This is a genomic window from Roseomonas indoligenes, from assembly GCF_017813365.1.
Lineage (GTDB): Bacteria > Pseudomonadota > Alphaproteobacteria > Acetobacterales > Acetobacteraceae > Roseomonas > Roseomonas indoligenes.
Map to the genome: position 1 here is coordinate 80,134 of NZ_JAGIZA010000008.1, position 23,586 is coordinate 103,719.

Sequence of the window (23,586 nt, forward strand, 5' to 3'; positions counted from 1 at the left end):
CCCTAAGCCCGCCCGGCTACCGGCGTATTGGGCGCGTGCTCGAATTCCGGCACCAGCCGCCCCAGGCCGGCCAGGGCCAGGCGCGCCTGGCCACCGCGGGCGGCGGCGGCGATCTCGTCGATGGCGCGGCCGACCAGCGCGGCGTCCGCGGTGCGCGGCGTGGCGACGAGGAGGCCCGGGAACTCGGTCGGGCTCGGGGCTTCCTTGCCGTGGAAGAGTTCCTCGAACAGCTTCTCGCCGGGGCGCAAGCCGGTGAAGCGGATCTCCACCTCCTCGTCCGGTTGCAGACCGGCGAGGCGGATCATGCGGCGGGCGAGGTCCACGATCTTCACGGGCTTGCCCATGTCCAGGACGAAGATGCCGCCGTCCTTCAGTTCCGGCGGCTGGTCGGCCCGGTCCTCGGCGCCGATGACGCTGGCCTGGAGGACCAGGCCCACCGCTTCGCGCACGGTCATAAAGTAGCGACGCATGTCGGGGTGGGTGACCGTCAGCGGCCCGCCGCGCTCCAACTGGCGGCGAAAGAGAGGCACGACGGAGCCGGTGGAGCCGAGCACGTTGCCGAAGCGCACGGTGACGCAGCGCATGCCCCCGCTGCCGTTGCTCATCCCCTGGCGCGCCTGCATGTCCAGCGCCTGGCAGTACATCTCCGCCAGCCGCTTGGAGGCGCCCATGACGGAGGTGGGGTTCACCGCCTTGTCCGTGGAGATGAAGACCATGGCGCGGCAGCCATTGGCGCGCGCGGCGTCCGCGATCACGCGGGTGCCGAGGGCATTGGTGAGGAGGCCCTCCAGCGGGTCGTTCTCCACCATCGGCACGTGCTTCAGGGCGGCGGCGTGGAAGACGAGGTCCGGCCGGATTTCCTGCATCAGCCGGCCCAGCCGCGCCTCGTCGCGCACATCGGCCAGCACGGGGCGGCGGACGACGCCGGGATGGGTCTCCGACAGTTCCAGGTCGATCTCGTAGAGGGCGAACTCGCCGTGGTCGAGCAGGGTGAGGCTGGCGGGGCCGAGGGCGGCGATCTGGCGGGCCAGCTCGCTGCCGATCGTGCCGCCCGCGCCGGTGACGAGGACGCGCCGGCCCTGGATCAGCCGCGCCATTCCCTCCCGGTCCAGCGGTACCTGCGGGCGGTCCAGCAGTTCCTCGATGGAGACGGGGCGCAGCTCCAGGCGCCGGGCGGCCGCTTGGGCCGTACTCTGGGGGCGCGCGGCGGCGGGGTCCAGCGCCGTGGGGCGGGGCGCGCGGCGCACGGGCACGCCGTGGCGGTCGGCGGCGTCCAGCAGCGCCTCCAGCGCGGCACCGGACAGGGCGGGATCGGCGAGGACGAGGAGGGCGGGCAGCCGCCCCTCCGCCCGCAGCGCGTCCAGCACCGCCCCGGCATCCTCCACGGCGCCCAGGATCGGGGTGCCGAGGATGCGGCGGCCCCGCTGCCGGGCGCGGGGGGCCAGGATGCCCTCCACCCGGTAGCCGGGGGCGCGCTGGGCGATCAGGGCGCGGATGAAGAGGTCCGCCGCGTCGGCGCCGCCGGCCAGCAGCACGGGCTGGGCGGGCACGTCGGAGGCGGGGCCCGCGCGGTGGGCGGATTGCAGGCGGCCCACCAGCCGGGCGCCGCCGAGCAACGCCGCCAGCACCCCGGCATGCAGCAGGGGGAAGGCGGGGTTGGGCGGACGCCAGCCGCCGGCGATCATCAGCCCCGCCCAGAACAGGCCCGCTGCCACGACGGAGGCCGCCGCCACGGGCAGAAGGTCGGGCAGGCCGACATAGCGCCAGTACTGGCGGGGTAGGCGCAGGGGCAGGGCCGCGGCCGCGAAGGCCAGCAGGGCGCCGGACAGGCCGCCCACCCACCAGAGCGGCGGCGGCCAGATTCCGGGCGCGGCGAGGGCGAGCGCGGCCGGCAGGGCCAGTGCCGCCAGCACCAGATCCAGCGCGAGGTTGAGTAGGATGCGCTGTGGCGCCACGGGCCGGTCCCTCAGGCGCCCTGCGCCGGCCGGGACGGCGCCAGGACCGGTTCGGGCTGCAGCAGGCGCCACTCGGCCGGGACCAACCCCATGGGCCCGCCACGGTTGGCGGAGGCGCGCAGGCCGGCCTCGATCAGCGGCACGTCGGAGGTAGGGGCTGGCGGGGCGGCCGGGGCATCCGGCTCCTCTGGCGCGCGGGCGAGCACGGTGGCGACCCCGGCGGGCAGCGCCCCGCCGAAGAGGCTGGCTTCCGTCAGCAGCCTGTGCCCACCGCCCTGTGCCATCCCGATCGGCACTTCGATGGGGCGGCCGGTGAGGGTGGGGACGGCAGGTTCCGGCTGCTTCGGGACCGGGCGCGGCGGGGTGGCCAGGGGCGCCGGGGCCTTCGCCGCGGCCCGCATGCCCGCGAGAAGCGAGAAGACCGGCTCAGCGGGGGCGGGGACGGGCCGGGGCGCCGGGGCGACCCGCAGCGCCTGCACCATGGAGCCGAGCGCGACGGTGGGGCTGGGCGCATCACCCGCCACCGGGAGCAGGGCGAGTGCGTCGGGCAGCTCCGGCATGGGCCCGAGCACCTCCGACGGCGGCGGCAGCTCGCCGGGCGACGGTGCGGCGGGGGGCGGGCCGGGCGTGGGCTCCTGTGCCTCGCGCGCGAGGACGGCGGCGAGGCTGGCCGGGACCTCCAGCGCATGCGTCAGCGCCGCCTCGGTCAGCAATCGGGGCTGGTCGGTTGGCGGGATGGCGGCCGGGGCCTCCTGCACCGGGGGTGGGGGCGTAAATTCGGCCAGCAGGCGGAAGGGCGCGGCCTCCGCGGACCGGGGCGCGCCGGGCGTCGGCCCGCGCTCGAGGAAGGCGGTGAGGGCGGGCGCGACGGCCCGGTTGCCGAGGCCGGACTCCTCCAGCAGCCGCGGCGCGGCGGGGGCAGGGGAGGGGCGCGCCTCTCCTCGCATGGCGGCGGAAAGGCTGGCGAAGGCATCCGCCGCCGTGCGGGGCGCGGCCGGGGCCAAAGGGGGCAGTTCGGGTGCGGGCGCGGGTGCCGCCGGGCGGTGCGCGGGGGCAGCTGGCGGTGCGATCGGGGCAGGCTGGGCGGCCCGGGGCATCGGATTCACGGGCAAAGGAGCCCGGAGGGGCTCCGCTGCCGCCGAAGCAGTGGCCGCAGATGTCGGCACGGGCGGTGCCACGGGGCGGGGCGGGGGCACCGGCGCCGCCTGGGCCGGCGCCGGGGCAGGCATGGGGGCAGGCGTCGGGGCAAGCTCTGGGGCGGCCGGCGGCGCCGGGCGCGGCGCGGGCTCGGGCGCGGCCTGGGCAGCGGGCCGGCCCGGCACCGGGGCCGCGGGGCGCGGCGGAGCGGGGAGTGGATCGGGCGCGCGGGCGATCGGCGCAGGCCGCGGGGCCAGCTCCTCGTAGAGCGCGACCAGCCGCTCCGCCTCGCCCGCCCAGCCGTAGCGGCCGAGGGCGGCGGCGTGGCCGGCGGCCCCCATCTCGGCGCGCAGATGCGGATCGGCCAGGGCGCGCACCGCTTCGGCCACCGTCTCGGGATCGGCGGTGTTCACCAGCACGCCGCAACCCGTCTCCCGCACCACCTCCGCCACCTCCTCGGCGAAGTTGGGGACGATCACGGGCAGGCCGGCCAGCATGCAGTCGAACAGCTTGTGCGGCAGGGCCAGGCGGTGGTTCTCGTGGCCGGGCTGGAACAGCACGATGCCGATATCGGCCTCCGCCGCCAGGGCCACCGCCGCCTCGTGCGGCAGCCAGCCGTGGCGCTCCACCGCGCCCGATACGCCCAGGCGCTTGGCCTCGGAGAGGAACTCGGTCTCCGAATTGTCGGTGAAGCGGCCGATGAGGGAGAGGCGCGTGCCCTCCGGGCACTTCGCCAGGGCGCGCAGCATCTCGAAGGCGCCCCGCTCGCGCGTCAGCGCGCCGAGATGGACGAGGGTGAGCGGGCCGTGGCGGTGATCGCGCGGCGCCACCGGCACGGCGGCGGCGTAGTTGCGGACGGGCACCACCTCCGCCTCGGGGAAGGCGTCCTCCAGCCCGTCCTTAGCCACCACCACGGCGTCCGCGCGCGCGGCCATCCAGCGGCAGGCGGCGATCACGGCGCGGCGGCCGAGGCCGCGGAACATCCCGGGCAGCCGCGTGTCCAGGCGGGACGGGTAGTGCTCGTGCACGTCGATCACCACCGCCGCCCCGGTCATCCGGGCGGCGAGGATGGCGGCGTACCAGCTGTCCGGCTCGTGCGCGTGGATCACGGCGGGCTTCAGCTTCGCCGCGCGCCGGGCCAGGGCGCGGGCGGCGCGCAGCCGGCCGATCCAGCCGGCCACGCGGGGATAGGTGAGGATCTCCACCCCCGCCATCTCCTGCGGCACGTCCTTCGCGCCGCGCAGCGGGGCGGGGGCGAGGTGGGCGACGCGCCACCCGGCCTCGGCCAGCGCCGCGCCCTCCTTGCCGACGACGCGCAGGTCCGTCGGCGGGTGCGCGGCCGAGAGCATGAGGACCAGCGGCGCCTCGCGCGAGGCGGCGAGGCGCAGGGCCGCGGCGGCGCGCTGCGGCTCGCGCTGCGCGCGGGGCTGGGGGGCCTTGGCCGGGGCGGGGCGCGCGTCGCTGCGGCCGGTCATGCCCGGACCTCCGCGGCGGAGGTGTCCAGATATTCCCTCAGATGCGCGACCATGCGGGCGCCGGCCCTGCCGTCCCAGAGCGGGATGGGCCGGGCCCGGGGGCGGTCCCCCGCCACCACCGCCGCCACCGCGCCGGCCAGGTCCCCGGGCGCGACGAGGCGGTTGGTGCCGGCCTCCAGCGTGACGGGCCGCTCTGTGGAGGGGCGCAGCGTCAGGCAGGGCAGGTCGAGCGCCCAGGCCTCCTCCTGCACGCCACCGCTATCCGTGGCCACGAGGCGGGCGCGGGCGAGCAGGCCGAGAAAGTCACGGTATCCAAGCGGCGGAAGGGACATGACCCTTTCTGGCACGAGGAGGCCGAATTCCGAAAGACGTCCTGCGCTGCGGGGATGCACCGGCCAGACGAGGGGCAGGTGCCGGGCCGCCGCCTCCACGGCCTCCAGCAGCCCGGCCAGGGCCTTCCGGCTGTCCACGTTCGCAGGGCGGTGCAGGGTGAGGACGCCGTAGCCTCCGGGCCGCAACCCATCCGGCAGGGGACGGGCGCGGGCGGCGGGCAGGGTCCGCAGCAGGCTGTCGATCATAGTGTTGCCGACGGTGCGCACCGCGGCCGGGGCGTGCCCTTCGGCCAGGAGCCGGGCGGCCGTGCCCTCGTCCGGCGCCCAGAGGAGGGTGGAGACCGCGTCCACCGCCCGGCGGTTGATCTCCTCTGGCATGTCCAGGTCGCCGCAGCGCAGGCCGGCCTCCAGGTGGGCCACGGGGATCGCCAGCTTGCGGGCGGCCAGGGTGGCGGCGAGCGTGCCGTCCACGTCCCCGGCCACCACCACCATGGAGGGGCGGCGCGCGGACCAGAGCTCGGCGCAGGCCATCATGGTGCGCCCGGTCAGCCCGGCATGGCCGCCGCCGGAGATGCCGAGCGAGACCTCGGGCGGCGGAAGACCGAGATCGGCCAGGTGGCCGCCGAACATGGCGGCGTCGTGGTGCTGGCCGGTATGGACGACCACCGGCCGGCAGAAGGGCGGCGCCTCCGCCAGCGCGTGCAGCAGCGCCGCCAGCTTCGGCAGGTTCGGCCGGGCGGCCGCGATCAGGTGAAGTTCTGGCAGGTGAAGTTCGGGAAGCACGTCGCGCCGTCCTGGCCGGGAGGGGAGGGAGTTCAGGCCGCCCGCGCCAGGGCTGGCACCTCCGCCGCCGCCTCCAGCACTTCGCAGAAGCGGGCCGCGTGGATGCGCCGGTCCCAGAGTCGCACGGCGCGCGCCCGTGCGGCGGCGCCCATCGCGGTCCGGCGGGCCGGTTCCGCGACGAGCGCCGCCAACGCGTCGGCCAGGGCCGGCGCGTCGCCGGGGGGCGCGGCGATGCCGCAGGCGATCCCGTCCGCCCCCGCCCCCACCAGCCGCGCGGCGCGGCCCGGGGCGTTGGTGACGACGGGCAGGCCCGCGGCGAGGTAGTCCATCAGCTTGTTCGGCGCCGTCCACTCCGCGAATTCCGGGATCGGGGCCAGCAGGTGCAGCCCGATCCCGGCGCCAGCGAGCAGGCCGGCGAGCCGGGTCTTGGGCAGGGGATCGAGAAAGGTGACGTTGCGGAGGTCGCGCCGCCGCGCCTCCTCCATCAGCCGGGCGCGCTCCCCGCCCTCGCCGACCAGCACCAGGCGTATGCGGCGCTCCCCCGCGTTGCGGAGGACCGTGGCGGCCTCGACCGCGGTCATCAGCCCGTTGGCGCGGCCATGGGCGCCGGCATAGACGGCCAGCACCTCCCAGGCCGCGGCCTCCGGCGGGCGCCAGGGCGCCACCTGCGGGCCGAAGAGGTCGAGGTCGCAGCCGTTCGGGACCACATGGACGCGGGCGGGCGCGGCGCCGCGGGCAAGGGCCGTCTCGGCCATGCCCTCGGTCAGCCCGATCACCGCGGCGGCGTTGCGGCATGCGGCATCCGCCAGCCGGCCCATGGCAGCCAGGGCCGGGGCGGGCACCCCGCCGCCGAGATGGGCTTCCGACAGGGCGCGGGGCAGTTCCGGCCAGGGGTCGCGGATCTCGAAGACGAAGGGCAGGCCGCGCAGCCGGTGCGCAACCAGCGCGGGAAGCGCGACGGTGAGCGGCGTGGAGGAGGCGAGCGCGAGGTCGAAGCGCTCGCGCAGCGCCAGCCGCGCGGCGCGCCCGGCATAGCGCAGGAAGGCGCCGGTGCGGGCGCCCAGCCCCTGGGCATTGCCGCAGGGAATGTCGAACTCCACCACCCGGAAGCCGGCCACCCGCCCCTCCCGCAGCCCGCGCCGGAAAGGGCCGGAAAGGCCCGTCTCCGCCCCGTCGTAGCGGCCGCAGGCGAGGGTGACGGCGTGGCCGCGCGCCGCCATGGCGCGGGCCATGGCATGGGCGCGGGTGGCCGTGGCGCCGCCCGGCCCGGAATAGTGCTGGTGGAGGTAGAGGAGGTTCAGGGCGGCACGATCCGGAATCAGGCCCGGGCCAGGCGCCGGATCACCTCGATCACGCGGGCCTGCTCGCCCGGCTCCATGGCGCCGGAGGGCAGGCAGAGGCCGCGCTCGAATAAGCCGATGGAGACGTTGCCGCCGATCATGCGGCTTCCGCGGAAGGCCGGCTGCAGGTGCAGCGGCTTCCAGACCGGGCGGCTCTCGATCCTCACGGCCTCCAGGGCGCCGCGCACCACCTCGCGGTCCGCGCCGAATCGGTCCGCGTCGATCAGCATGACGCTGAGCCAGCGGGAAGATCGCCCCCAGGCGGGTTCCGGCATGAAGGAGATGCCGGGCAGGTCGGCCAGTCCCGCCACGTAGCGCGCGAAGACCGCGCGGCGGGCGGCGACGCGGGATTCCAGCGCCCGCAGCTGCACCAGCCCGACGGCGGCGAGGACGGAGGAGAAGCCGTAGGAGTAGCCGAGCGTCTCGTGTTGGTAGTGCGGCGAGGATTCCTTGGCCTGCATGCTGAAATGCCGGGCGGAGGTGATCAGGCGCGGATCGTCGGAGACGAGGGCGCCGCCGCCGCCGGCGGTGATGATCTTGTTGCCGTTGAAGGAGAAGCAGGCCAGGCGCGCCCCCTTGCCGGCCGCGCGCCCGCGCCCCTGCGCCCCGAGGCTCTCGGCGGAATCGCTCAGCACCGGCACGCCCCAGCGGTCGCAGGCGGAGACGATGGCGTCGAGGTCCGCGCACTGGCCGTAAAGGTCCACCGGCACCACCACCCGCGGCAATCGGCCTTCGCGCGCCGCCTGGGCGAGGGCATCGCGCAGCAGGTCCGGGTCCAGGGTCCAGCTGCCCGGCTCCACGTCGAGGAAGGTAATGCGCGCGCCCATCTGCGCGGCCGGGGAGACGGTGGCGACGAAGGTGAGGCTCGGCGCCCAGACCTCGTCGCCCGGCGTCACGCCGAGGATGCGGTAGCCCAGGTGAAGCGCGGCCGTGCCGGAGGAGGTGGCGAGAACCTCGCCGAAGCCCGACGCCTCCGCAAAGGCGGCCTCGAAGGCCCGGGGGATCGGGCCGGCCGGTGCGAGCCAGCGGCTTCGCAGCGTTTCCTCCAGCGCCTGCATCTCGCCACCGGCGAGCTGGGGCGGCGAGAGGTGGATCCGCCGGGGTGGGTCTGCCTCGGCGCCAGAGCGCCGGAACGGGAGGATGTTTCCGAGGGCGGCAGACGGGCTCGCCTCCCCTGGGGCGCCAGAGGTCGGTGTTAGGCGCAGCGCCATTCGCCCCTCACGATTTTGCTACTTCTCAGGTTGTGGCGGCGCACCGCGAGTTCGCAAGGGTGGTCCACAACCACAAGGATGAATCTTATTTTTTGTGCACCCCCGTATTCGGGATGAATACTTTCGCCGGGGATCATGCTGGACCTACCCGTCCCCGCCGCGCCGGGCGATTCGCGCCAGGGCGATCCGGGTGCCCCGAGGGGCGACCCGGCGGGCGGCGCAAGTCCCGGGGTGGCAGTTCCGGCATGGTGGCGTGGCCCGGGGCGTTCACGCCGCGGCCGGAGAGCAGCACGCGCAACGTGCCCAGGGCCGCCATCAGGTCGACGCGCGCGGTGACGGAGCCGGCATAGCGCGCATCCCATTCCAGCCGGGCGGGCCAGGGCACGGCGTTGCGCCCGCGCGCCTGGGCGAGCCCCGCCAGCCCAGGGCGCACGCGCAGCCGCTCCGCCTGGCGCGGCGTGTAGCGGGGCAGGTAGTCCATCGGCAGGGGGCGGGGGCCAACGAGGCTCATCTCCCCCCGCAGCACGTTCAGGAGCTGCGGCGCCTCGTCCAGCGCGCAGGCGCGGAGGGCGCGACCGAACCGGGTCAGGCGCGCCGCATCTGCCTCCCCCGTGTATCGCGGCGCGCGCATGGAGCGGAATTTGAGAAGCGTGAAGGGCAGGCCGCCCCGCCCCGCCCGCACCTGCCGGAACAGCACGCCGGGGCCGAGCGCGGCCCGCACCGCCACCGCCACCACCACGAGCAGGGGGCTGAGCAGCACCAGCAGCAGGCCCGCCACGGCCGCGTCCACCCAGCGCTTGCCGTGCCGGGCGTAGAAGCCTTCAGGCAACGCGCATCTCCTCCTCCGATCCGCGCGGCCGCGCCTCCAGCCCGGCGGAGAGCGCCAGGCCGAGGGCAAACCAGACCATGCGGTTCCCCATATCCGTGGAGACCATGGCGCCCAGCGCCACCGGCAGCACCAGCGCCACCAGCCGCCCCGCCGCGCCCGGCGGCAGCGCCCGAAGCCGCCCGACCAGCAGCGCCAGCCCGCCCCCGAAAGCCCCCAGCCAGAGCAGCAGGCCTGGTAGCCCGCCCTCCACCATCGCCTCCAGCATGTGGTTGTGGGGATAGAGGCCGCGCCGCTCCCCGTTCCCCGCCGCGAGCGTAAAGCCGCCCGTGCCGAGGCCCCAGGGCAGGGTTTCCCCCGTCCAGCGCAGCGCCTCTGCCCAGAGGACGGGGCGGGCCGACGCGGCGATGCCGTCCCCCGTGAAGCGCTCCAGCGTCCGCAGCCCCTCGGCCCGGGTGGGATCCGCCAGCACCACCGCCAGGCCCAGCAGCACCGTGCCCGCAGCCAGTCCCACCCAGCCCAGCGCCGCCCTGCCCCGCCCGGCCGACCAGAGATGCGCGGCCGGCGCCAGCGCCACCGCCAGCCCCAGCGCGAGCAGCCCCGCCCGCCCACCCGGCAGCAGCCCCGCCCCGCCGAGGAATACCGTCAGCAGCGCCCAGCCCAGGCGCCACACGCCCCGGGCCTCCACCACCTGCAGGGCGGAGAGGCCCGCCGCGCAGGCGATGGCAAGCCCGGCCAGCTGGTACTGCACGCGCACCATGTCCGGGTTCGCCCCCACTGCGCCGCCCAGCACCACGCTCCCGCTCGCCAGCCCCAGGGCGATGGAGGCGGCGATGAAGGGGCCGAGCAGCAGCGTGGACCCGGCCAGCACGCGCCGCGCGCCGGAATCGCCCCCCACCGCCAGCCCCGCCAGCAGCATGGCCGGGCCGACCAGCACCACCTCCGGCAGCTTCGCCGAGAGCACCTCCCGCGAAGGACTCCAGAGCGCGGCGAGGACGAGCCAGACCCAGAGCAGGCCGCAGCAGGCCAGCGGCGGCGCGATCGCCGGCAGCGCCCGCCAGCGCGTGCCCGCCGCCAGCAGCAGCAGCCCGGGCATGAGCGCCAGGGTGCAGAGAAGCGTCAGGTCGAAGGGCAGGTTCGCCAGCAGCGGGGTGGATTTCAGGCCGCCCGCGAACTGCATGCCGGCGGCGGGAAGCCCGGCCAGGGCTGCCAGGGCTGCGGCGCCAGGGCGGGGGACCGTCAGGGACATCGCGGGCTGCCTCCAGGAGGCACCGCCCCCTGGAACCCTCGCCGGGGTGGCAACGCCCACCCCGGACCCCGCGATCGGGATGCCGCGGGACCGACCTGACGTGTCAGCCCTCCACGATCGGGACCGATCCTGCCCTTGCAGCCGCCTCGGGGCACGGACCCGAGGCGCACCGTCAGCTGTGCAGTCCCAAAGCCTAGAAGAAGATGATGGTGAGGGGGCCGGGGAGAGGAAGAATTCCTTGTCCCTCTTCCCGGGGCCACGGAGCCTGACAGGTCAGGAAAAGCACCCCGCCCCATCACTCCTCCCGCTTGCGCGCCAGGGCCGGACGGGGCGCGATGCGGGCGCCGGCCGGGCGGCGTTCCGGAACCGCGGGCACCCCGAAGAGCAGCACGCGGCAGGCGGCGAGGAGGGTGCAGGCCAGCGGCACGGCGACGCCCAGCAGCATCAGCAGCAGGGGGCGGTTCGGCAGGGCGGGCCAGAGGCCGACGCTGGGCACGGAGACGAGGCGGGCGGCCACCGCGTCATCCGCCGCCGCGATCACGCCGGCGCGCTGGTGCTGGGCGAGCAACTCGTAGATCGGGGTGCGCAGGAAGATGTCGCGCTCCGTCGCGAGACGGGCTTCCAGGGCGGCGATGCGGCGGCGGGCGAGATCATCCAGGCTGGCGCGCACCTGGCTTTCGCCGAAGGCGTGCAGGCGGCGGAGGATGTCCAGCGCCGCCGCGCGGTCGGGGTGGGGGATGGCGAGGCTGGTCGTGACGGTGGCGAGGGACTGGGTGACGCCGAGGTTCCGGTCCAGCCAGCGGTCCACGTCGTCCAGATCGGCGGGGGGCGGGGGGAAGCCGATGAGGCCGCGGATGCGGCCCGTCACGCCCGCCAGTTTCTGACGGGTCAGCTCCGCCAGTATATCCGTGTCCCGCGCCAGCATCGCCACGGCCTCCGGGCTGCGGATGGCGGCGAGGTAGATGGCGAAGTTGCCGCCGGCGCGGGTGTCCAGCAGGGCGCCGGGCATGACGAGGCCGCCCTGGATGAGAGTGGACGCGGCCAGCCCCGTGGTCTCGGCCGGCGCCACCACCGCCTCCGCCACGTATTGCCGCGGCCAGAGCATGATGAGCGTGGCGCCCAGGAGGAAAAGGGCCAGGGTCGCCGAGGCGACCCGCCAGCGGAGGCGCCATAGGCCGAGCAGGAGAAGTTCGAGCGGCATCCCCGATCACGAGACTGTGTTGCCTATCTTAGGCTCTGGTTTTGACCTCCGTGCAACCGGCACGGAACGTGATTTGCGTGGTGATCATGCCGACGGGTGCCGCCGCGCGCGCCACGAGCACGGGGATCGGTCGCACGGCTCCATAGGCCGGACTCTCCCACCCCTCCTCCAGCGAGAGGCGGAGCGGGGCATCGGCGGAGAGGGCGATGCGGGCGGCCGGGCCGTCCAGGACGCCGTCCTCCAGCCGCCAGGGGCCGGGGGCGAGGTGCCAGCGCAGGGCGATGGCGCGGAAGGGGCCGGAGACCCGGTCCTCCACGATCCACCTCCCCTCGCGGGGCCGCACGCGGCGGGCATGGCGGTTGCCGCGGGAATCCCGGGTGGCGGCGCCGTCGGAGAGAGGTTCGGTGGACACCCAGCGGGCGAGGAGGAAGCGCCCGGCCCGCGGCATCGGCTCTGCTTCGTCGAACAGAATCAGGTTGTGGGCGGCGGCAGACCCGAAATGGGCCGTCCACCACGCTTGGCCCGGGGGCGGGTTGTAGGCGCCGGTGCGCGTGTCCCGCAGGAGGTTCAGCGGACCGTTCCAGAGGTCGAGGTGCAGCAGGTCCGCCTGGCCGGGGCGGAAGGCCAGGGGACCGGTGCGGAGCAGCGCGCGGGCCCCGCCCCGTTGCCAGCCGCGCGTGCCCGCCGCTTTCCACTCCGCCCTGGCTTCCAGAGGCGGGGCGCCGGGAAGGCCGAGCCAGGCGCAGCCCGGATCGTCCGGGGCGCCCGCGGAGGCCCCGAGGAAGAGGCGGGCCGCCCGCTCCGCGCTGCCGCGGGCATCGGCAGGACCGGCGAGGGAGAGGTCGGCGAAGGCGGAGCCGTCCTGGTGGCCGAGGTGGGGCGTGGTGCCTGTGGCCGGGTCCACCAGCCGCGCCAGCCAGCGCGCGGCGGCGGCGGCGCGGCTGGGGAAGGGGGCGGGAAGGGGCGGGGCGCCGTGGTGGCGGCGCAGCCACTCGGTAAGGGAGAGCACGTCCAGCAGCAGGCGGTGGTAGCCGGTCGAGACCTGGGCGAAGCCGCCATCCGCTGCCACCAGCCGCCCCAGGGCGCGGGCGAGGTCCCCGGCGGCGTGGCGGGCCATGGCCGCATCGCCTAGGGCCCAGGCGCAGGCGAGGAGGCCGGCCGGCTCACTGACCGCGTGGTTGTTGTCCTGCGCCACGGCATAGGCGCGGGTGGCCGCGATGCGGCGGGCGTGCAGGCGCAGAAGGGCGGCCATCCCCGGCACGGGCGCGCTGCCGCCGAGCAGGGCGTGGGACAATGCCAGGTGCAGGGCCCGCAGCGCCGCCTCCTGCCCGCAGGCCCAGGCGGGGCCGCAGAAGGGCGGGTTGGCGGCGGCCCATTCGGCCAGCCGGGCCTCGGCCCGCGTGCGATGTCCGGCCTCCGGCTCCAGACGATGGGCCTGGACCAGCGCGGGAAGCCAGGAGAGGCGGTTGGCCTCCCAGACCGGGCGGATGTCGCCCGGCGTGAAGAGATCCATGCCGAGGGCGGGTGCGGAGGGGTCGAAGGGGCCGTGCGCGACGGCCGGGGGAAGGGCGCCGGCGGCGGCCAGCACCGCCGTGGCGGCGCCGGGGGAGAGGGACGGCGCCGGGGGTGTCGTGCCCGGCAGGAAGGGGGCGGGGGGGAGGGGAAGATCCCGCAGGGCGCGCCCGGCCAGCCCGGAGGCCACCCGCCCCCTGTGCCATGCCAGCCACAGCAGTGGGCGTGCGCCCAGCCGGGCGGCGGCATCGAGGCGCAGCAAGGCCTGGGGCGCTTGGAGGGGCATGAGGCGCGTGATAGCACGATCACGACTTCGTTATATCTGTTCCGCTGTGCGGGCCGGTTGCGGCGCGCGGCGGGGCTCGGCCGGGGGCGGGGCGGGTTGCCGATGCGGGACGGCAGGATCAGGACCGGGGCTGTCAGGGCAGGGCGCCTCGGCGTGGCGCTGCTGCTCGCCCCCCCGCCAATGGGTGGGGCCATGGCCCAGGGCCAGCCGTTGATGCCGCCCTCGCTGCCATCCACCCTGCCGGGCGGCATGCCACTGCCGGGCCTGCCCTCCGGCTCGCAGCAGGAGATCCTGCAGCGCATCCTGGACGCGGCGGGATCGCGGACCTCCGGCGGCATCCCCGCCAGCCCGGCCCCGGCCGCCCCGGCGCCCCCGCCCGCCTCCCCGATCCCGGCCACGGGCGCCTACGCCGCTCCTTCGCCGGCGCCGCGACTCGATCCTGCCGAGCCGCTCTCCAACACCGAGGCCTTCTTCGCCGCCCGCCTGCCGGAGCAGCAGCCGCCGCTGCGGCAGTTCGGCTACGACACCTTCCGACGATCAACGCTGAACAATGCAGCATTTGCTACTGTGTTGTGAGAGAAGCGTGGTTTAGCCCATGTTCCAGCCCACAAGGCTTCTGAGGGCGTGGTAATATCGATGCGAAACCATCTGCACAATCTTAGGTTGATTTAACTATCAGTTAACAACCATGCTGAATTCTGCGGTCACCGAAGGGGCCAAGAAAATGCAGGGAACGTCTGATTTCGTCCGTGAAGGTGCTGGGACAGATCCACTGGCCTCCTTCAACGACAACCAAGTTCCGACACCTTGGCCGCAAGCGGGCTTGGTAATCCTTGGATCCTCGCTTGCAGGTTGGGCTCTCATCATCTCGGCCCTGCGCGCTCTGTTCTGACAGGGTGTCAGCCTTGCTGGCTGGCAGGCGAAGGGGAGCCTGCAACTACGCTTGTGACGTCTCAGTCATGGCCTGGGCAGGGCTCATCCTCACGAACCACCTCCGCCGCTGCTTAGAAGGTCGGATCACGGGCATCACCCTGCTGCTCTGACGGCCGGTGAAACAGAGGCGATCGCTTGCGTAAGTACGGAGGTTCAGTTGCTGCGATCAGGGCCCGATCGATACACGCTCAGTGAGCGTTGTACCCGCTGACCAAGGGTCTCCTGGCCTGGCAAAACCGGCGATAGAAGCTGCATTGCCCGCTCCAAACGGGAATGAGCGGCATCGACAAGACCAACTGCATCTTGAAGCCGGCACATGCCTGACCAGCCATCGATGACATGCCCAGCCATGGTGATGCGGAAGAGCGTTCCCGGCAGGTTGCCGTCGATCGTAGCATTTCGGTAGCGGTACGATGGCCCGTTAAGCGGTCCGCATCCGATAACCATCTCCGCCGGTTCCGAGTGACCCATGTCGTTGATCAACGAGCTACCTTCGTACATGGGCCCCCCCAGCCTTCGTCGAAAGTTTCAACCCAAGGTTGATTAGCTCAATCACGCTCGCGCGACCATACCTCATCTGAAATGTTCTCGAACTCTCGCGGGAGCCTACTCGCCGGTCCCTCGCTAACGAGGCGCGACGTGGCCTATTTTGCAGCTGAAGGTTGCTCAGCCCTCGCCATCTACCCCGGCCAGGGTTGCTCAGTGCGATCCAGGGTTGCTCAGCCGAACTCTGGTCAGGGTAGATGGGGCTGAAGGCTGGCCAGGGTTCACGGGTCCTTCCTGCCCCCTCCCCCGAACGGGGGTATTTCGCGCCCCGGCTCTCGCGTGCGTCTGACCTGAAAATCTCCAGGTTTCTTCTTCGGCCGGGAGGGCGGAGCATTACCCACCGACTGTGAAAACTCGTCACGCCGTATCTGACTTTCAGAGTGGGTCGGATTGTCGTTTTCACCCCGCCCCCGCGTTTTCCGGTCGGACAGGTCGGACAGGTCGGACCGACCAATAAAATCGGGGCTAAACTGCTGTCCGACTGCCCCGCGGCTGGTCGGACAGGTCGGACAGCGCCTCAGCTTGCGTCAGGTAGGCCCGACGCATGCAGCCCGGCCACGAAGGCTCGCAAGGCATCCTCCGTCATCGCCCGAAGCTTGCGCTGTTGCTCGCGTGACAGCCCCAGCAGCTTGCCCGCTTCAACCGGTAGGTCATTCGTCATGCTGCGGCGAAAGCCTGTCAGGGCACGCACTAACGCCGTGCGGGCTTCCTCGGCCGGGAGGAGTGCGCCGACCTCCACCGCCGTCTGCCGCTCCATCCGCAGCACGCGCAGCGCCATGAACTGCTGGGTGCGGGAGAACTCCTCGCGTGAAGGCATGAGTTCAGCGAGGCGAGCCAGGGCCTCCTCCCGATCGAACTGCCACCCGTCACCACGCCCGATGCCGCGGCGGAGGACCGGGAAGTCCGGATCCTCCGCCAGCTTTGCATCCAGGGTGGCCTTGGCGATGCCGGCCGCGGCGGCCAGCTCCCGCTTGTTCACGATGGGCATAGATCAACCCTGACCGCCCCAAACACCCGCATGATGCTCGCTCTCCAAGATGCCTGGATGGAGGTGGGCGAGGCAGGGAGGTTGCGACGGGTGCTAGCCGCCGGCGGTGTCTGCCGCGGGTAGGTGGAACCGAACCTTCCTCCGCCTGGTCCTTTGGCCCCCGGGCCAGCCGTCCGGGAGCCGTGGTGGAACTGCAGGACGCTGCGGAGCGGCAGCCCGACGTTGTTCCCCCGCATCATCGGCCGGGCTCCTGCCCCGGGGCCTGCGCGGCGCCGAACACCCGCTGCACGCTCGCCTTCCAGGAGGCGTCGATCTCGGCGGTGTTGGCCGGCGCGCGTGCCCGCGGCGCGGCTAACGGAACAGGGGTGGGCGCGCGGGATGCGGCCGGCTTGGCGCTGGGGGTCGCATGGCCCGGCCCGCCATGGACGCGCGTCACGCTGGCCGCCCAGGAAGTGTCCGTGCCACCCGCTGAGGCTAGCGGCGAGGACGTTGAATGCGCCCCCGCCGCACGGGCCGCTTGCGCCGCGGGAGACTGATCTACGGGCGGCGCGGCCACAGCCCCAGCGGCGGCGCCAGGTTCCCCTTCATCGTCGGGCCGCCAATCATAGCCCTCATCGTCATGGCCCGGCCCGGGCCCCCTCGCGACGGCGACGACCGCGCCCGAAGCGTCACGCAGGTGGTAGAGGCCCAACGGTCGACCGACGAGGTACTTGTTGTCAGCGGGGCTGAACATCAGCCCCCCTCTGCCGTCCTTCGTTGCGAGGGTGCCGGGCGGGTTGATCGGTTCCATGATCGCTCTCCTGTCTCTGGTGAGGTTCAGCCGACTGCCGCGCCGCCGTAGGTCATGATCTGCGAGCCGCTTCCCGCGACGCTCTGGATGCCCATGGCCAAGCCGCCCGGCCCGGTGGGCCCCGTCGTGTCAGTCGTCTCCTCCGCCGGAGTGGCCGGAGCCGCGGCGCGGGGCAGCTGCACGCCATGTTCGATCAGGGCGGCGATGGCCTTGGGCCACTCGCGGTGTTCCCCGTAGCCGACAGCGCCGTGACCTAACTCGGCGTCGGGGTACTCGCCCAGCGCCAGCCTCGCCTGCATCTGCGCCGTCATGGCGGCGTCCGTCATCGCGACGGAGAGGCGGTGGCCCTCCGCCAGGATGCGCCGCAGCCCCGCCTCGTTCTTCGACCACCACCGCTGCAGTTCGGTGTCGGCGGCCTCTGCGACCTTGGCAGCGGTGTCGGCCCGTCCGATGCGTTCGGCCCGCACGGCGGTGGCGTAACGCTCCTCCAGGCGAGACACGACGGAGTGGGTGCGCTCCACGTCCTCACGGGCGTCGGCCAGCGCCTTCTCCGCCGCGGTGATGGCCTTGTCGTCGCCGTCCAGCAGCAGGTCGTCACGGCGCTTGCGGGCGGCCTCAATGCGGGGGGCGGTCTCCGCCGCGGCGGTCCTGGCGCGCTCCAGCGCTTCGGCGATGTCGGCGGACGTGTTGGTCGCCGGGCGGAGCTTCAGAAAGTCCAACATGGTTCAGTCCTCTATTCGGCGCGCGCGGGATGCGCGGCCTCGGTGAAAGGGGTGGTGGTCAGCGCCGCGTCACGACGCGGAGCGGCGGCGCGGGCGGTGGGAGGAGCGGAGCGTCGGCCGTCACGGCGGTCCCGTGCTGCTCAGGCCCCTGGCGCTCCATCGCGGCGAGGTGCGCGAGCTCCGCCTCGGTGACCGGGATCCCGTCACGCCAGATGCCGACCTGCGGGAAGGATCCCAGCAGCCAGTCGCGAAGTTCGACAGCGGCTCGGGCGCTTGGCGCCGGCTGTGGCTGCGGCGAACCGACGGTCTCAGGAATGAGGGTGAAGGGTGACATGGTTCGTCTCCTTGTCTGGTGGCGTGCCTGGTGAGCCGAGCGCGCTACTGGCCGAGTTCCGAGCGGCGTTGCGCACCCTCCACCTCAAGGCGGTTGCGCTCGTACTCCCGTTCCGCCGCCATGAGCTGGTAGTTCATTGGCAGATACGGGTCGTAGACGGGATCGAATGCCGACGGCGGCATCAGGGTCAGATCCGCTGTCGTGCCCTGGAGGCCGCGCCGGTACGTCACCTCGCCGATGATCCATTCGGCCTCGGAGACCTTGCAGGACGGCACATGCACGGGGATGCGCTTGTTCGGCTGCCAGAGCTCACCGGCCTTGTCCCGCCAGCTGTCCACCCGCACCCGGATTGCCTCGCTGCGACCACGGCGGCGGGACGCCTCCCACTCGGCGCGAGCTTGGGCGATCTCCTTCGTGTCGTTCGGGCCGGCGTGCTCCATGAGGATTACGAGGACCCGCTTATTGGGCACACCCTCATCCTTCGCCAGCCCGGACGGCGGCAGCATGCCGTTGCCGCCGGTGGCCAGGGAGAGCTGCGTGAACAGGCCCGCCGTGCTCTGCAGATAGACCCAGTATTCGCTGTAGCGCTGGTCGGCCGCGAGGGTGGTGGTGGCCGCAAGGACGTTCACGCGCTCCCGCACGCCGCTCGCATGCTTCTCGGTGCCGACGGGGGAGAGAACAAGGTTCCCGTCCGGGTCGTCGTAGGACAGCAGCTTGCCGAAGCGGCAGAGGCGATCGATGACCGAGAACGGCGTCTCGCCCGGGATGAGGTTTAGCTGCGGCACCAGCGGCCCGTCATCGCCGGAAACCGTGATGTCGTAGAATTCGGCGAGCGCCTCGGCGATGCCCTTCACCGTCTTGGCGTTGATCTGCCAGCCGGGGATGACCGCAGCACAGTCCACCAGTTCCCGGCACTTGCTGCGCCCGGTCACCTGGACCGTGTGGCTGCGCGCGTCGATGGCCGGCTGGTGCCGGTCAATGCGGCCGGTGATGACGGGGTCCTTGCCCAGCCGGACGATGCAGGGGTCACCCGGCATGAACGACAGGTCCGCCTCCCCCGGGAAGCGCTGCGTCAGGCTCAGGCTGAAGACCGAAGGCAGACGCTCGCAGCTGCGGGTAACGGCGATGCCGTCCCAGCCGCTCCAGATGCGGCCGTTCACGATCAGGGAGAGGTCATCCGGATCAACGGCCGCCCCGGGCGCCGGCGGAGGCGGTAGGGGGAGGTCATTGGTGGCGGAGGCCGTCACCGCAACCTCTGGCACCGCGAATGTGGCCGTGTCACTCGGCATGCTCGTGCTCCTTCAAGACAGATGCGCGATGCGCGTGGAAGCCGCGGACCAAGCCGACGGTGAGGGGATCGGGGTGGGGCAGGTCCGGGCCAACCGGCGCGGCGTAGTGCTCGGCCATCGCTGCTGCCTCGCCTGCGTCGTGGTTCGTCTCAGCCTTCCAGCGGGCAGCAAGGGCAGAGAGCGTGCGGGACGCGTCCGTGCTCATGGCAGACTGCCCTTCGCTGTCTCTGGATCCCCGATGAGATCAGCCTTGATGACGTAGACGCGGGGGCGGCCCACGCCGGGGATGGTCTCGCGCCGGGCCAGGTTCTTGTCTTCGCCGGCGCTGAGGAACCCCTCGGCCCGGAGCGTCCGCGCTGCCTCGGTCGGATCCACGCCCGCCTCCCGGCAGAGCTCGCGCCAGACTTCGGGGGAGATCAGGTATTCGTCGCGCCCATCGGCCTGCCGGCGCCGCCAGCCAGCCCGTTTGATGACCGGCCTTTCCGGGTGGCTCTCAACCCAGCCGCTGCTGTTCAGGCCGCGCTCAAAGTGGATGCCGACGAAGCGTGACGCGCCATGCTCTGTCAGGAACAACCGCACCGCCCGGACGTGCTGCGTCTCCTCAGTCGCGCCGCCGCCACCGCGCTTCTCCACCCACCGCGCCAGCATCGCCGCCGCCGCGCGGAAGGCCTCGTCCTCCGGCCAGGGCAGGATGTCCCAGAGGGTGGCGAGCTCGCCGGCCAGGGCCACCAGGGCGCAGCGCCGTGCTACGTCCCGAACCTGCGGATCCGCATCCGCTGGCAGGATGGCGAGGACCCGCTCCCGCATGGCAATCGCGGCCTCGGACAGCCCTGCCGCGTCGTCGCGCCGCACCTCAGCCAGCTTCGCGACGAAGGCCCGCGCGGCATGCCCGTGGTGCCGGCGCACTGCGGCGTGCAGGTCGGTCATCAGCTCGCCAAGCGTCGCGCGCCCGTGCAGCGCGGGCCAGGAGGTGCCGCCGTCTACGCTGATGGAGGGGAGCCGCACCTCGGCCCCAGCCGGGAGAGACTGCCCCGTGCGGGAGACGACGGTGGCGATGTCGAGCTCGCCCGTGCTGAGGATGAAGGTCCGCCAGGTGCGGCGGCGCTGCGCCGTGGTGTCGCGCCGCATGCGACCCTTGCCGCTTTCGTTCGCCAGCATGTAGCAGGCGGAGGCCACCTCCCGCGGGTCGGCCTGATGCAGCTCGTCCAGCCCGAGCACCCCGTCGCCGGCCTCCTCGGCCGCGCCCTCCAGCCCGTTCGCCGTGCTCCGCCAGTCCCGCAGCATCGCCCCCTTCACCGGAGGCCCCCAGACGGAGAGGGCGAGACGCAGCGCCAGGGTCTTCCCGACCTTGCTGCGGCCGGTGATGTGGAACCCGCCGGACGGTTCCCCGCAGGCGTCCAGCAGCGGCCCGGCAAAGGCAGCGGCGAGGAGGAAGGCGGCCATCGGGTTACCGGCAGCGGGCGCGGCCACCTCCACCTTCCACCCGTCCAGCGTGCCGGCCTGCGCGACCATCTGCACCGCGTTCTCGGGTGGTGCCTTCATCACCAGCGTCTCGGCCGTGGCACCGATCACCGCACCGTCGGGCAGGATGTAGGCGGCCTCATCGGTGCCCACCGCGTGCCAGCCGGCCCGCGACACCAGCGTGACCCGGGAGCCGGCCTGGACGCCGCCCAGGGCCTCGCGCAGCAGCATGCGGGCGGCGGGGTTGGGCGAAACCCGCAGTCCCCGCTCCAGCAGCGCCGCCTCCAGCTCGCCGGGCGCGGTGACCAGCAGGCGGGCCGGCATGGGCCAGGTGTGGATCCGCCCGTCGCGGTCCTTCCACCGCAGCCATAGGCCCCAGCCCTCGCCGGCGGCGTCCCGCCCCTCGCCCAGCACCTCCAGCGGTGCGCAGAGCCAGACGGACCCCGCCTCGCCCTGGTCGGCGTAGAGCCCGTCCCGCTCCATGTCGAAGCCGTGCGGCCAGCGCACCTCGCCGGGCTCTGGCGGTGCCTTGCGGCGGGTGGTGGTGGCGTCCTCTCGGCGCCGGCGGGCGCGCTCGGCCCTCACCAGCTTGTCGAGGGCGGCGAGGGACAGGCCGCAATCGCGCGCCGCGGCCTTCCGCTGCTGCTGGTAGTCGGGCTCGGACAGCCCGGTTAGGCGAACCACCTCCAGGGCGATGTCGGCGCGAGAGGTGTTGCTGCTCTCCTCCGACGCATCGCTCGCGGCGCTCGCGAAGCCCTGGAACGCGGTGTCCTCGTCCATGCGCGCGTCCATCACTCGCGCCCTCCGGTGGGCAGGTTGCCGCTGTCGGTTCGCTGCGACACGGCCCAGGCCGCGATCTTCGCCCCTTCGCCCTTGGGTTTCCCGGCCTGCTCCAGCGCCCCGTCCACGGCGCGGATCACCTCGTCGGCGGTCATCAGTCCGGCCACCACGAACCGGGCCAGCCCCCAGGCCTCAGACACTGCGGTCGGGTGCCGGCTGTCCACCGGCGCCGTCGCGATGTTGCTGCAGGCCCGCATCAGCGCGGTGCGGACGTAGCGGTCACTGCTGCCCGTGCTGGCGGCGTTGCGCGTGCGGTTCTCGTTGGCGGGAGGGCGGGAAGGTGGCTGCAGTTCCTCCTCCGTGGGGCAGGGCACCGCGTCCAGTCCGGGCAGCATCGCCAGGCGACGCGGCAGCGGATCCAGCATGTCCACGAAGAGGGGCGCGGCCGTGTAGGTGACCTGCGCGGCGCGGAGGGTACTTGGGTCCACCCCCGGCACCCCGCGCAGCCAGCGCTGGCACTCGATGCCGGTGAGCGGCCGCTCCAGCAGGAACCAGAGGCGAAGGCGGAGACCGGGCTTGATTGCGTGGCCAGCGGTGGCCTGGACGATGCAGGCGACGCTGTGAAAGGCGTCGGGCATCGTCAGCCGGGCCAGGATGCCGCAGGCCTCCAGATCGCGGCGGTCCATGTCCTCCGGTGCGGGAATGCCGTCGCAGTCCAGCGCCACCCACAGGCGGGGCGCGTCGGTCAGCGTCGGCACCTCGCCCGTCTCCTTGTCGGGGTGAACCAGGCGCCGGACACCCTTGGCGTGCGACGGATCCACTATTGCGCCGCGCACGACGCAGTGCTCGGGACGGTGGGCGAGGGCGGCCAGGTGGTCGCGCAGCCCTTCCAGGTCGCCGAACCGGAGTGTGTGCATGTCGTAGAGGCGGGCGCGGTCGTAACCCTCGACGTCGCCGCCGGCGCGGATCAGCTTCGCCAGGCGCCGGCCGCGGCTGCGGAGGATGGTGAGGCTGTCGATCAATGCCGGCCCTCCATCTCGGCCTTGGCAGCGAGGGCGGCGGCGATGGTGGCAAAGGCGCGGAGCATCGGGCGGCGGGTGATGCTGCCAGGACCAGGCGGCACCTCCAGCATCACGCGCGGCTCGCCGTCGTCATGCAGTGCGGCAGGCAAATGCATAAGCCTGATCGGCGCATAGATCGTGGGCGCGGCCTTCACGCGGCGGCGCTTGATCCGGGTGGTCTTCTGCATGGTGGTGGTCTCCATCGGCGGGGACCACGGAAAGGACTGGAAAGCCGGCGTGCGATGCGCTACATGCGGGGTGCGTAGTGTCCCGATCCAGTAGCGTAGATTTCCCGCAGCCCGCCCGGTCCCCGCCGTGGCGGGTTTTGCGTTTCTAGGCGGCGGTCCGGCGGGCGATGGGCAGCCCATCCACCAGTGAGCGGAGAGACGGCGCCGGGATCAGCGTCTTGCTGCCCAGCTTACGCGCCTCCAGCTGGCCTTCCTTGATCAACTCAAAGATCCGCGTCCGGCCGATGCCCGTGCTGGCCACGGCTTCGGCGACGGTGAACGCGATCTTCTCCGGTGAACTACGCGTCTTCATGGTTCGACCCGTGCTGCTGTGGACGGGTGCGAACTTGAGACTTCGTGCCTTCGCCCATAACGACGGATGCTCGCGGGAAGGTTTGGTCCTGACAAAACCTAGGGGTGAGGTTGTGTCAGCTGTTCGGTAAGCTTGCGTCCGTTGGCAATCCGCCTCGCTGCAGCACGATGATCCCGAGGCCCATTCCCCAGACCACGAAAACGCCTTACTTCCTCTACGCCTTCCGTAGAGGTCAGACCGCGCGCCTTCGCCTCGCGAAACATGCGCCAGTCCTCCAAGCTCTCCCATGTTGAGACCGCGCGCTTGAATGCGTTCCAGCCACTGCCGGTCAATCCGAGCGCACGTGGAAGCAGTTCCAGCGTGTCCCTCGCGCTCAGCCCTTCGGACGCCCGACCGCGAGCGATATGACGATCGAAATACTTGTCCGCGAGTTCGCCAACGTTGAGAGCGCATTCCAGCAAGTATTGCGCGCACCAAGCAGGGATCTGGACGGTCTGCTCGTCCTTCACTGTTGCCGGGTCGTATGCCTCCCAGGCACCACGCCCCCCAAGGAGGAGCGCTAGTGCTTGCCATACAGCAAGGTTGTTGCCTGTGAGGTTCGCAACGCGCCGCAACTCGGTCAGCTGCGCGGCTTTGTCCGCACCACCCGGCGGCAGAGCCGGCTCTCCTGTATCCACTTGGCACTCCGCAGCACACCCCGCGTGTGAGCGGCAGGGCGGCCGGGGCGGAGGTCCCGGCGCAAAGGGTGGCCACCCCCGCCCTGCCAATGCCGAGTGTAGCAGGCCGGAGCGCGGCGATCACGCCGCGGCCCGGCCCACCATCGTCCAGCACCCCT

General features: G+C 73.0%; 22 protein-coding genes. 1 reads left to right on the top strand and 21 read right to left on the bottom strand.

What is annotated here, in order from left to right; all coding sequences use genetic code 11:
- Window positions 1-2 precede the first annotated feature (2 nt).
- The 9 genes from J5Y10_RS14405 to J5Y10_RS14445 all read right to left on the bottom strand — a co-directional run bounded on the left by J5Y10_RS14405 (window position 3) and on the right by J5Y10_RS14445 (window position 13,307).
- Complete coding sequence (locus tag J5Y10_RS14405; protein WP_209374722.1) at window positions 3-1,955, bottom strand: polysaccharide biosynthesis protein; 1,953 nt, start codon at window positions 1,953-1,955, stop codon at window positions 3-5.
- Window positions 1,956-1,966: 11 nt separating this feature from the next.
- The gene (locus J5Y10_RS14410; RefSeq protein ID WP_209374723.1) at window positions 1,967-4,567 is read right to left on the bottom strand and encodes a glycosyltransferase; all 2,601 of its coding nucleotides are present in this window, start codon (window positions 4,565-4,567) and stop codon (window positions 1,967-1,969) included.
- Complete coding sequence (gene wecB, locus J5Y10_RS14415; protein WP_342452922.1) at window positions 4,564-5,682, bottom strand: non-hydrolyzing UDP-N-acetylglucosamine 2-epimerase; 1,119 nt, start codon at window positions 5,680-5,682, stop codon at window positions 4,564-4,566. The genes J5Y10_RS14410 and wecB overlap by 4 nt, the downstream gene beginning before the upstream one ends.
- Window positions 5,683-5,714: 32 nt before the next feature.
- Window positions 5,715-7,004 (bottom strand): glycosyltransferase family 4 protein, encoded by a 1,290-nt coding sequence (locus J5Y10_RS14420; RefSeq protein ID WP_342452927.1) that lies wholly within the window; start codon window positions 7,002-7,004, stop codon window positions 5,715-5,717.
- The gene (locus J5Y10_RS14425; RefSeq protein ID WP_209374724.1) at window positions 7,001-8,233 is read right to left on the bottom strand and encodes a DegT/DnrJ/EryC1/StrS family aminotransferase; all 1,233 of its coding nucleotides are present in this window, start codon (window positions 8,231-8,233) and stop codon (window positions 7,001-7,003) included. The genes J5Y10_RS14420 and J5Y10_RS14425 overlap by 4 nt, the downstream gene beginning before the upstream one ends.
- A gap of 133 nt (window positions 8,234-8,366) precedes the next feature.
- Window positions 8,367-9,062 (bottom strand): sugar transferase, encoded by a 696-nt coding sequence (locus tag J5Y10_RS14430; RefSeq protein ID WP_209374725.1) that lies wholly within the window; start codon window positions 9,060-9,062, stop codon window positions 8,367-8,369.
- On the bottom strand, window positions 9,055-10,308 hold the full coding sequence (locus J5Y10_RS14435) for an O-antigen ligase family protein (protein ID WP_209374726.1): 1,254 nt from the start codon (window positions 10,306-10,308) through the stop codon (window positions 9,055-9,057). Before J5Y10_RS14435 ends, J5Y10_RS14430 begins: the two co-directional genes overlap by 8 nt.
- A 295-nt stretch (window positions 10,309-10,603) precedes the next feature.
- Window positions 10,604-11,509: a hypothetical protein gene (locus J5Y10_RS14440; protein ID WP_209374727.1), complete on the bottom strand. Its 906-nt coding sequence runs from the start codon at window positions 11,507-11,509 to the stop codon at window positions 10,604-10,606.
- A gap of 28 nt (window positions 11,510-11,537) precedes the next feature.
- Window positions 11,538-13,307: a heparinase II/III domain-containing protein gene (locus tag J5Y10_RS14445; protein WP_209374728.1), complete on the bottom strand. Its 1,770-nt coding sequence runs from the start codon at window positions 13,305-13,307 to the stop codon at window positions 11,538-11,540.
- Between the two features lie 102 nt (window positions 13,308-13,409).
- Between J5Y10_RS14445 and J5Y10_RS14450 the strand changes: the two genes are divergently transcribed.
- The gene (locus J5Y10_RS14450; protein WP_209374729.1) at window positions 13,410-13,883 is read left to right on the top strand and encodes a hypothetical protein; all 474 of its coding nucleotides are present in this window, start codon (window positions 13,410-13,412) and stop codon (window positions 13,881-13,883) included.
- 510 nt (window positions 13,884-14,393) lie between these two features.
- On the opposite strand, the gene J5Y10_RS14455 is transcribed toward J5Y10_RS14450, so the two are convergent.
- The 12 genes from J5Y10_RS14455 to J5Y10_RS14510 form a co-directional block, all read right to left on the bottom strand.
- Window positions 14,394-14,741, bottom strand: coding sequence for a hypothetical protein (locus J5Y10_RS14455; protein ID WP_209374730.1), 348 nt, complete (start codon window positions 14,739-14,741; stop codon window positions 14,394-14,396).
- A gap of 562 nt (window positions 14,742-15,303) precedes the next feature.
- Window positions 15,304-15,774: a hypothetical protein gene (locus J5Y10_RS14460; RefSeq protein WP_209374731.1), complete on the bottom strand. Its 471-nt coding sequence runs from the start codon at window positions 15,772-15,774 to the stop codon at window positions 15,304-15,306.
- A gap of 235 nt (window positions 15,775-16,009) precedes the next feature.
- Window positions 16,010-16,564: a hypothetical protein gene (locus J5Y10_RS14465; protein ID WP_209374732.1), complete on the bottom strand. Its 555-nt coding sequence runs from the start codon at window positions 16,562-16,564 to the stop codon at window positions 16,010-16,012.
- Between the two features lie 26 nt (window positions 16,565-16,590).
- Window positions 16,591-17,286 (bottom strand): hypothetical protein, encoded by a 696-nt coding sequence (locus J5Y10_RS14470; RefSeq protein WP_209374733.1) that lies wholly within the window; start codon window positions 17,284-17,286, stop codon window positions 16,591-16,593.
- 58 nt (window positions 17,287-17,344) lie between these two features.
- Window positions 17,345-17,620 carry a hypothetical protein gene (locus J5Y10_RS14475; protein ID WP_209374734.1) on the bottom strand — a complete coding sequence of 92 codons (276 nt, stop codon included), beginning with the start codon at window positions 17,618-17,620 and terminating at the stop codon, window positions 17,345-17,347.
- A 44-nt stretch (window positions 17,621-17,664) separates the two neighbouring features.
- A complete protein-coding gene (locus J5Y10_RS14480; RefSeq protein WP_209374735.1) occupies window positions 17,665-18,909 on the bottom strand; it encodes a phage baseplate assembly protein in 1,245 nt (414 codons plus the stop codon).
- Window positions 18,899-19,114, bottom strand: a complete 216-nt coding sequence (locus tag J5Y10_RS14485) for a hypothetical protein (RefSeq protein ID WP_209374736.1) — start codon at window positions 19,112-19,114, stop codon at window positions 18,899-18,901. The genes J5Y10_RS14480 and J5Y10_RS14485 overlap by 11 nt, the downstream gene beginning before the upstream one ends.
- Window positions 19,111-21,162 (bottom strand): DUF927 domain-containing protein, encoded by a 2,052-nt coding sequence (locus tag J5Y10_RS14490; RefSeq protein ID WP_209374737.1) that lies wholly within the window; start codon window positions 21,160-21,162, stop codon window positions 19,111-19,113. The genes J5Y10_RS14485 and J5Y10_RS14490 overlap by 4 nt, the downstream gene beginning before the upstream one ends.
- Window positions 21,162-22,172: a hypothetical protein gene (locus tag J5Y10_RS14495; protein WP_209374738.1), complete on the bottom strand. Its 1,011-nt coding sequence runs from the start codon at window positions 22,170-22,172 to the stop codon at window positions 21,162-21,164. The genes J5Y10_RS14490 and J5Y10_RS14495 overlap by 1 nt, the downstream gene beginning before the upstream one ends.
- Complete coding sequence (locus tag J5Y10_RS14500) at window positions 22,169-22,399, bottom strand: hypothetical protein (RefSeq protein WP_209374739.1); 231 nt, start codon at window positions 22,397-22,399, stop codon at window positions 22,169-22,171. Before J5Y10_RS14500 ends, J5Y10_RS14495 begins: the two co-directional genes overlap by 4 nt.
- A 145-nt stretch (window positions 22,400-22,544) precedes the next feature.
- Entirely contained in the window at window positions 22,545-22,751 is a 207-nt protein-coding gene (locus tag J5Y10_RS14505) for a MerR family transcriptional regulator (protein ID WP_209374740.1), read from the bottom strand.
- Between the two features lie 98 nt (window positions 22,752-22,849).
- Window positions 22,850-23,428, bottom strand: coding sequence for a hypothetical protein (locus J5Y10_RS14510; RefSeq protein ID WP_209374741.1), 579 nt, complete (start codon window positions 23,426-23,428; stop codon window positions 22,850-22,852).
- Window positions 23,429-23,586: the final 158 nt, after the last annotated feature.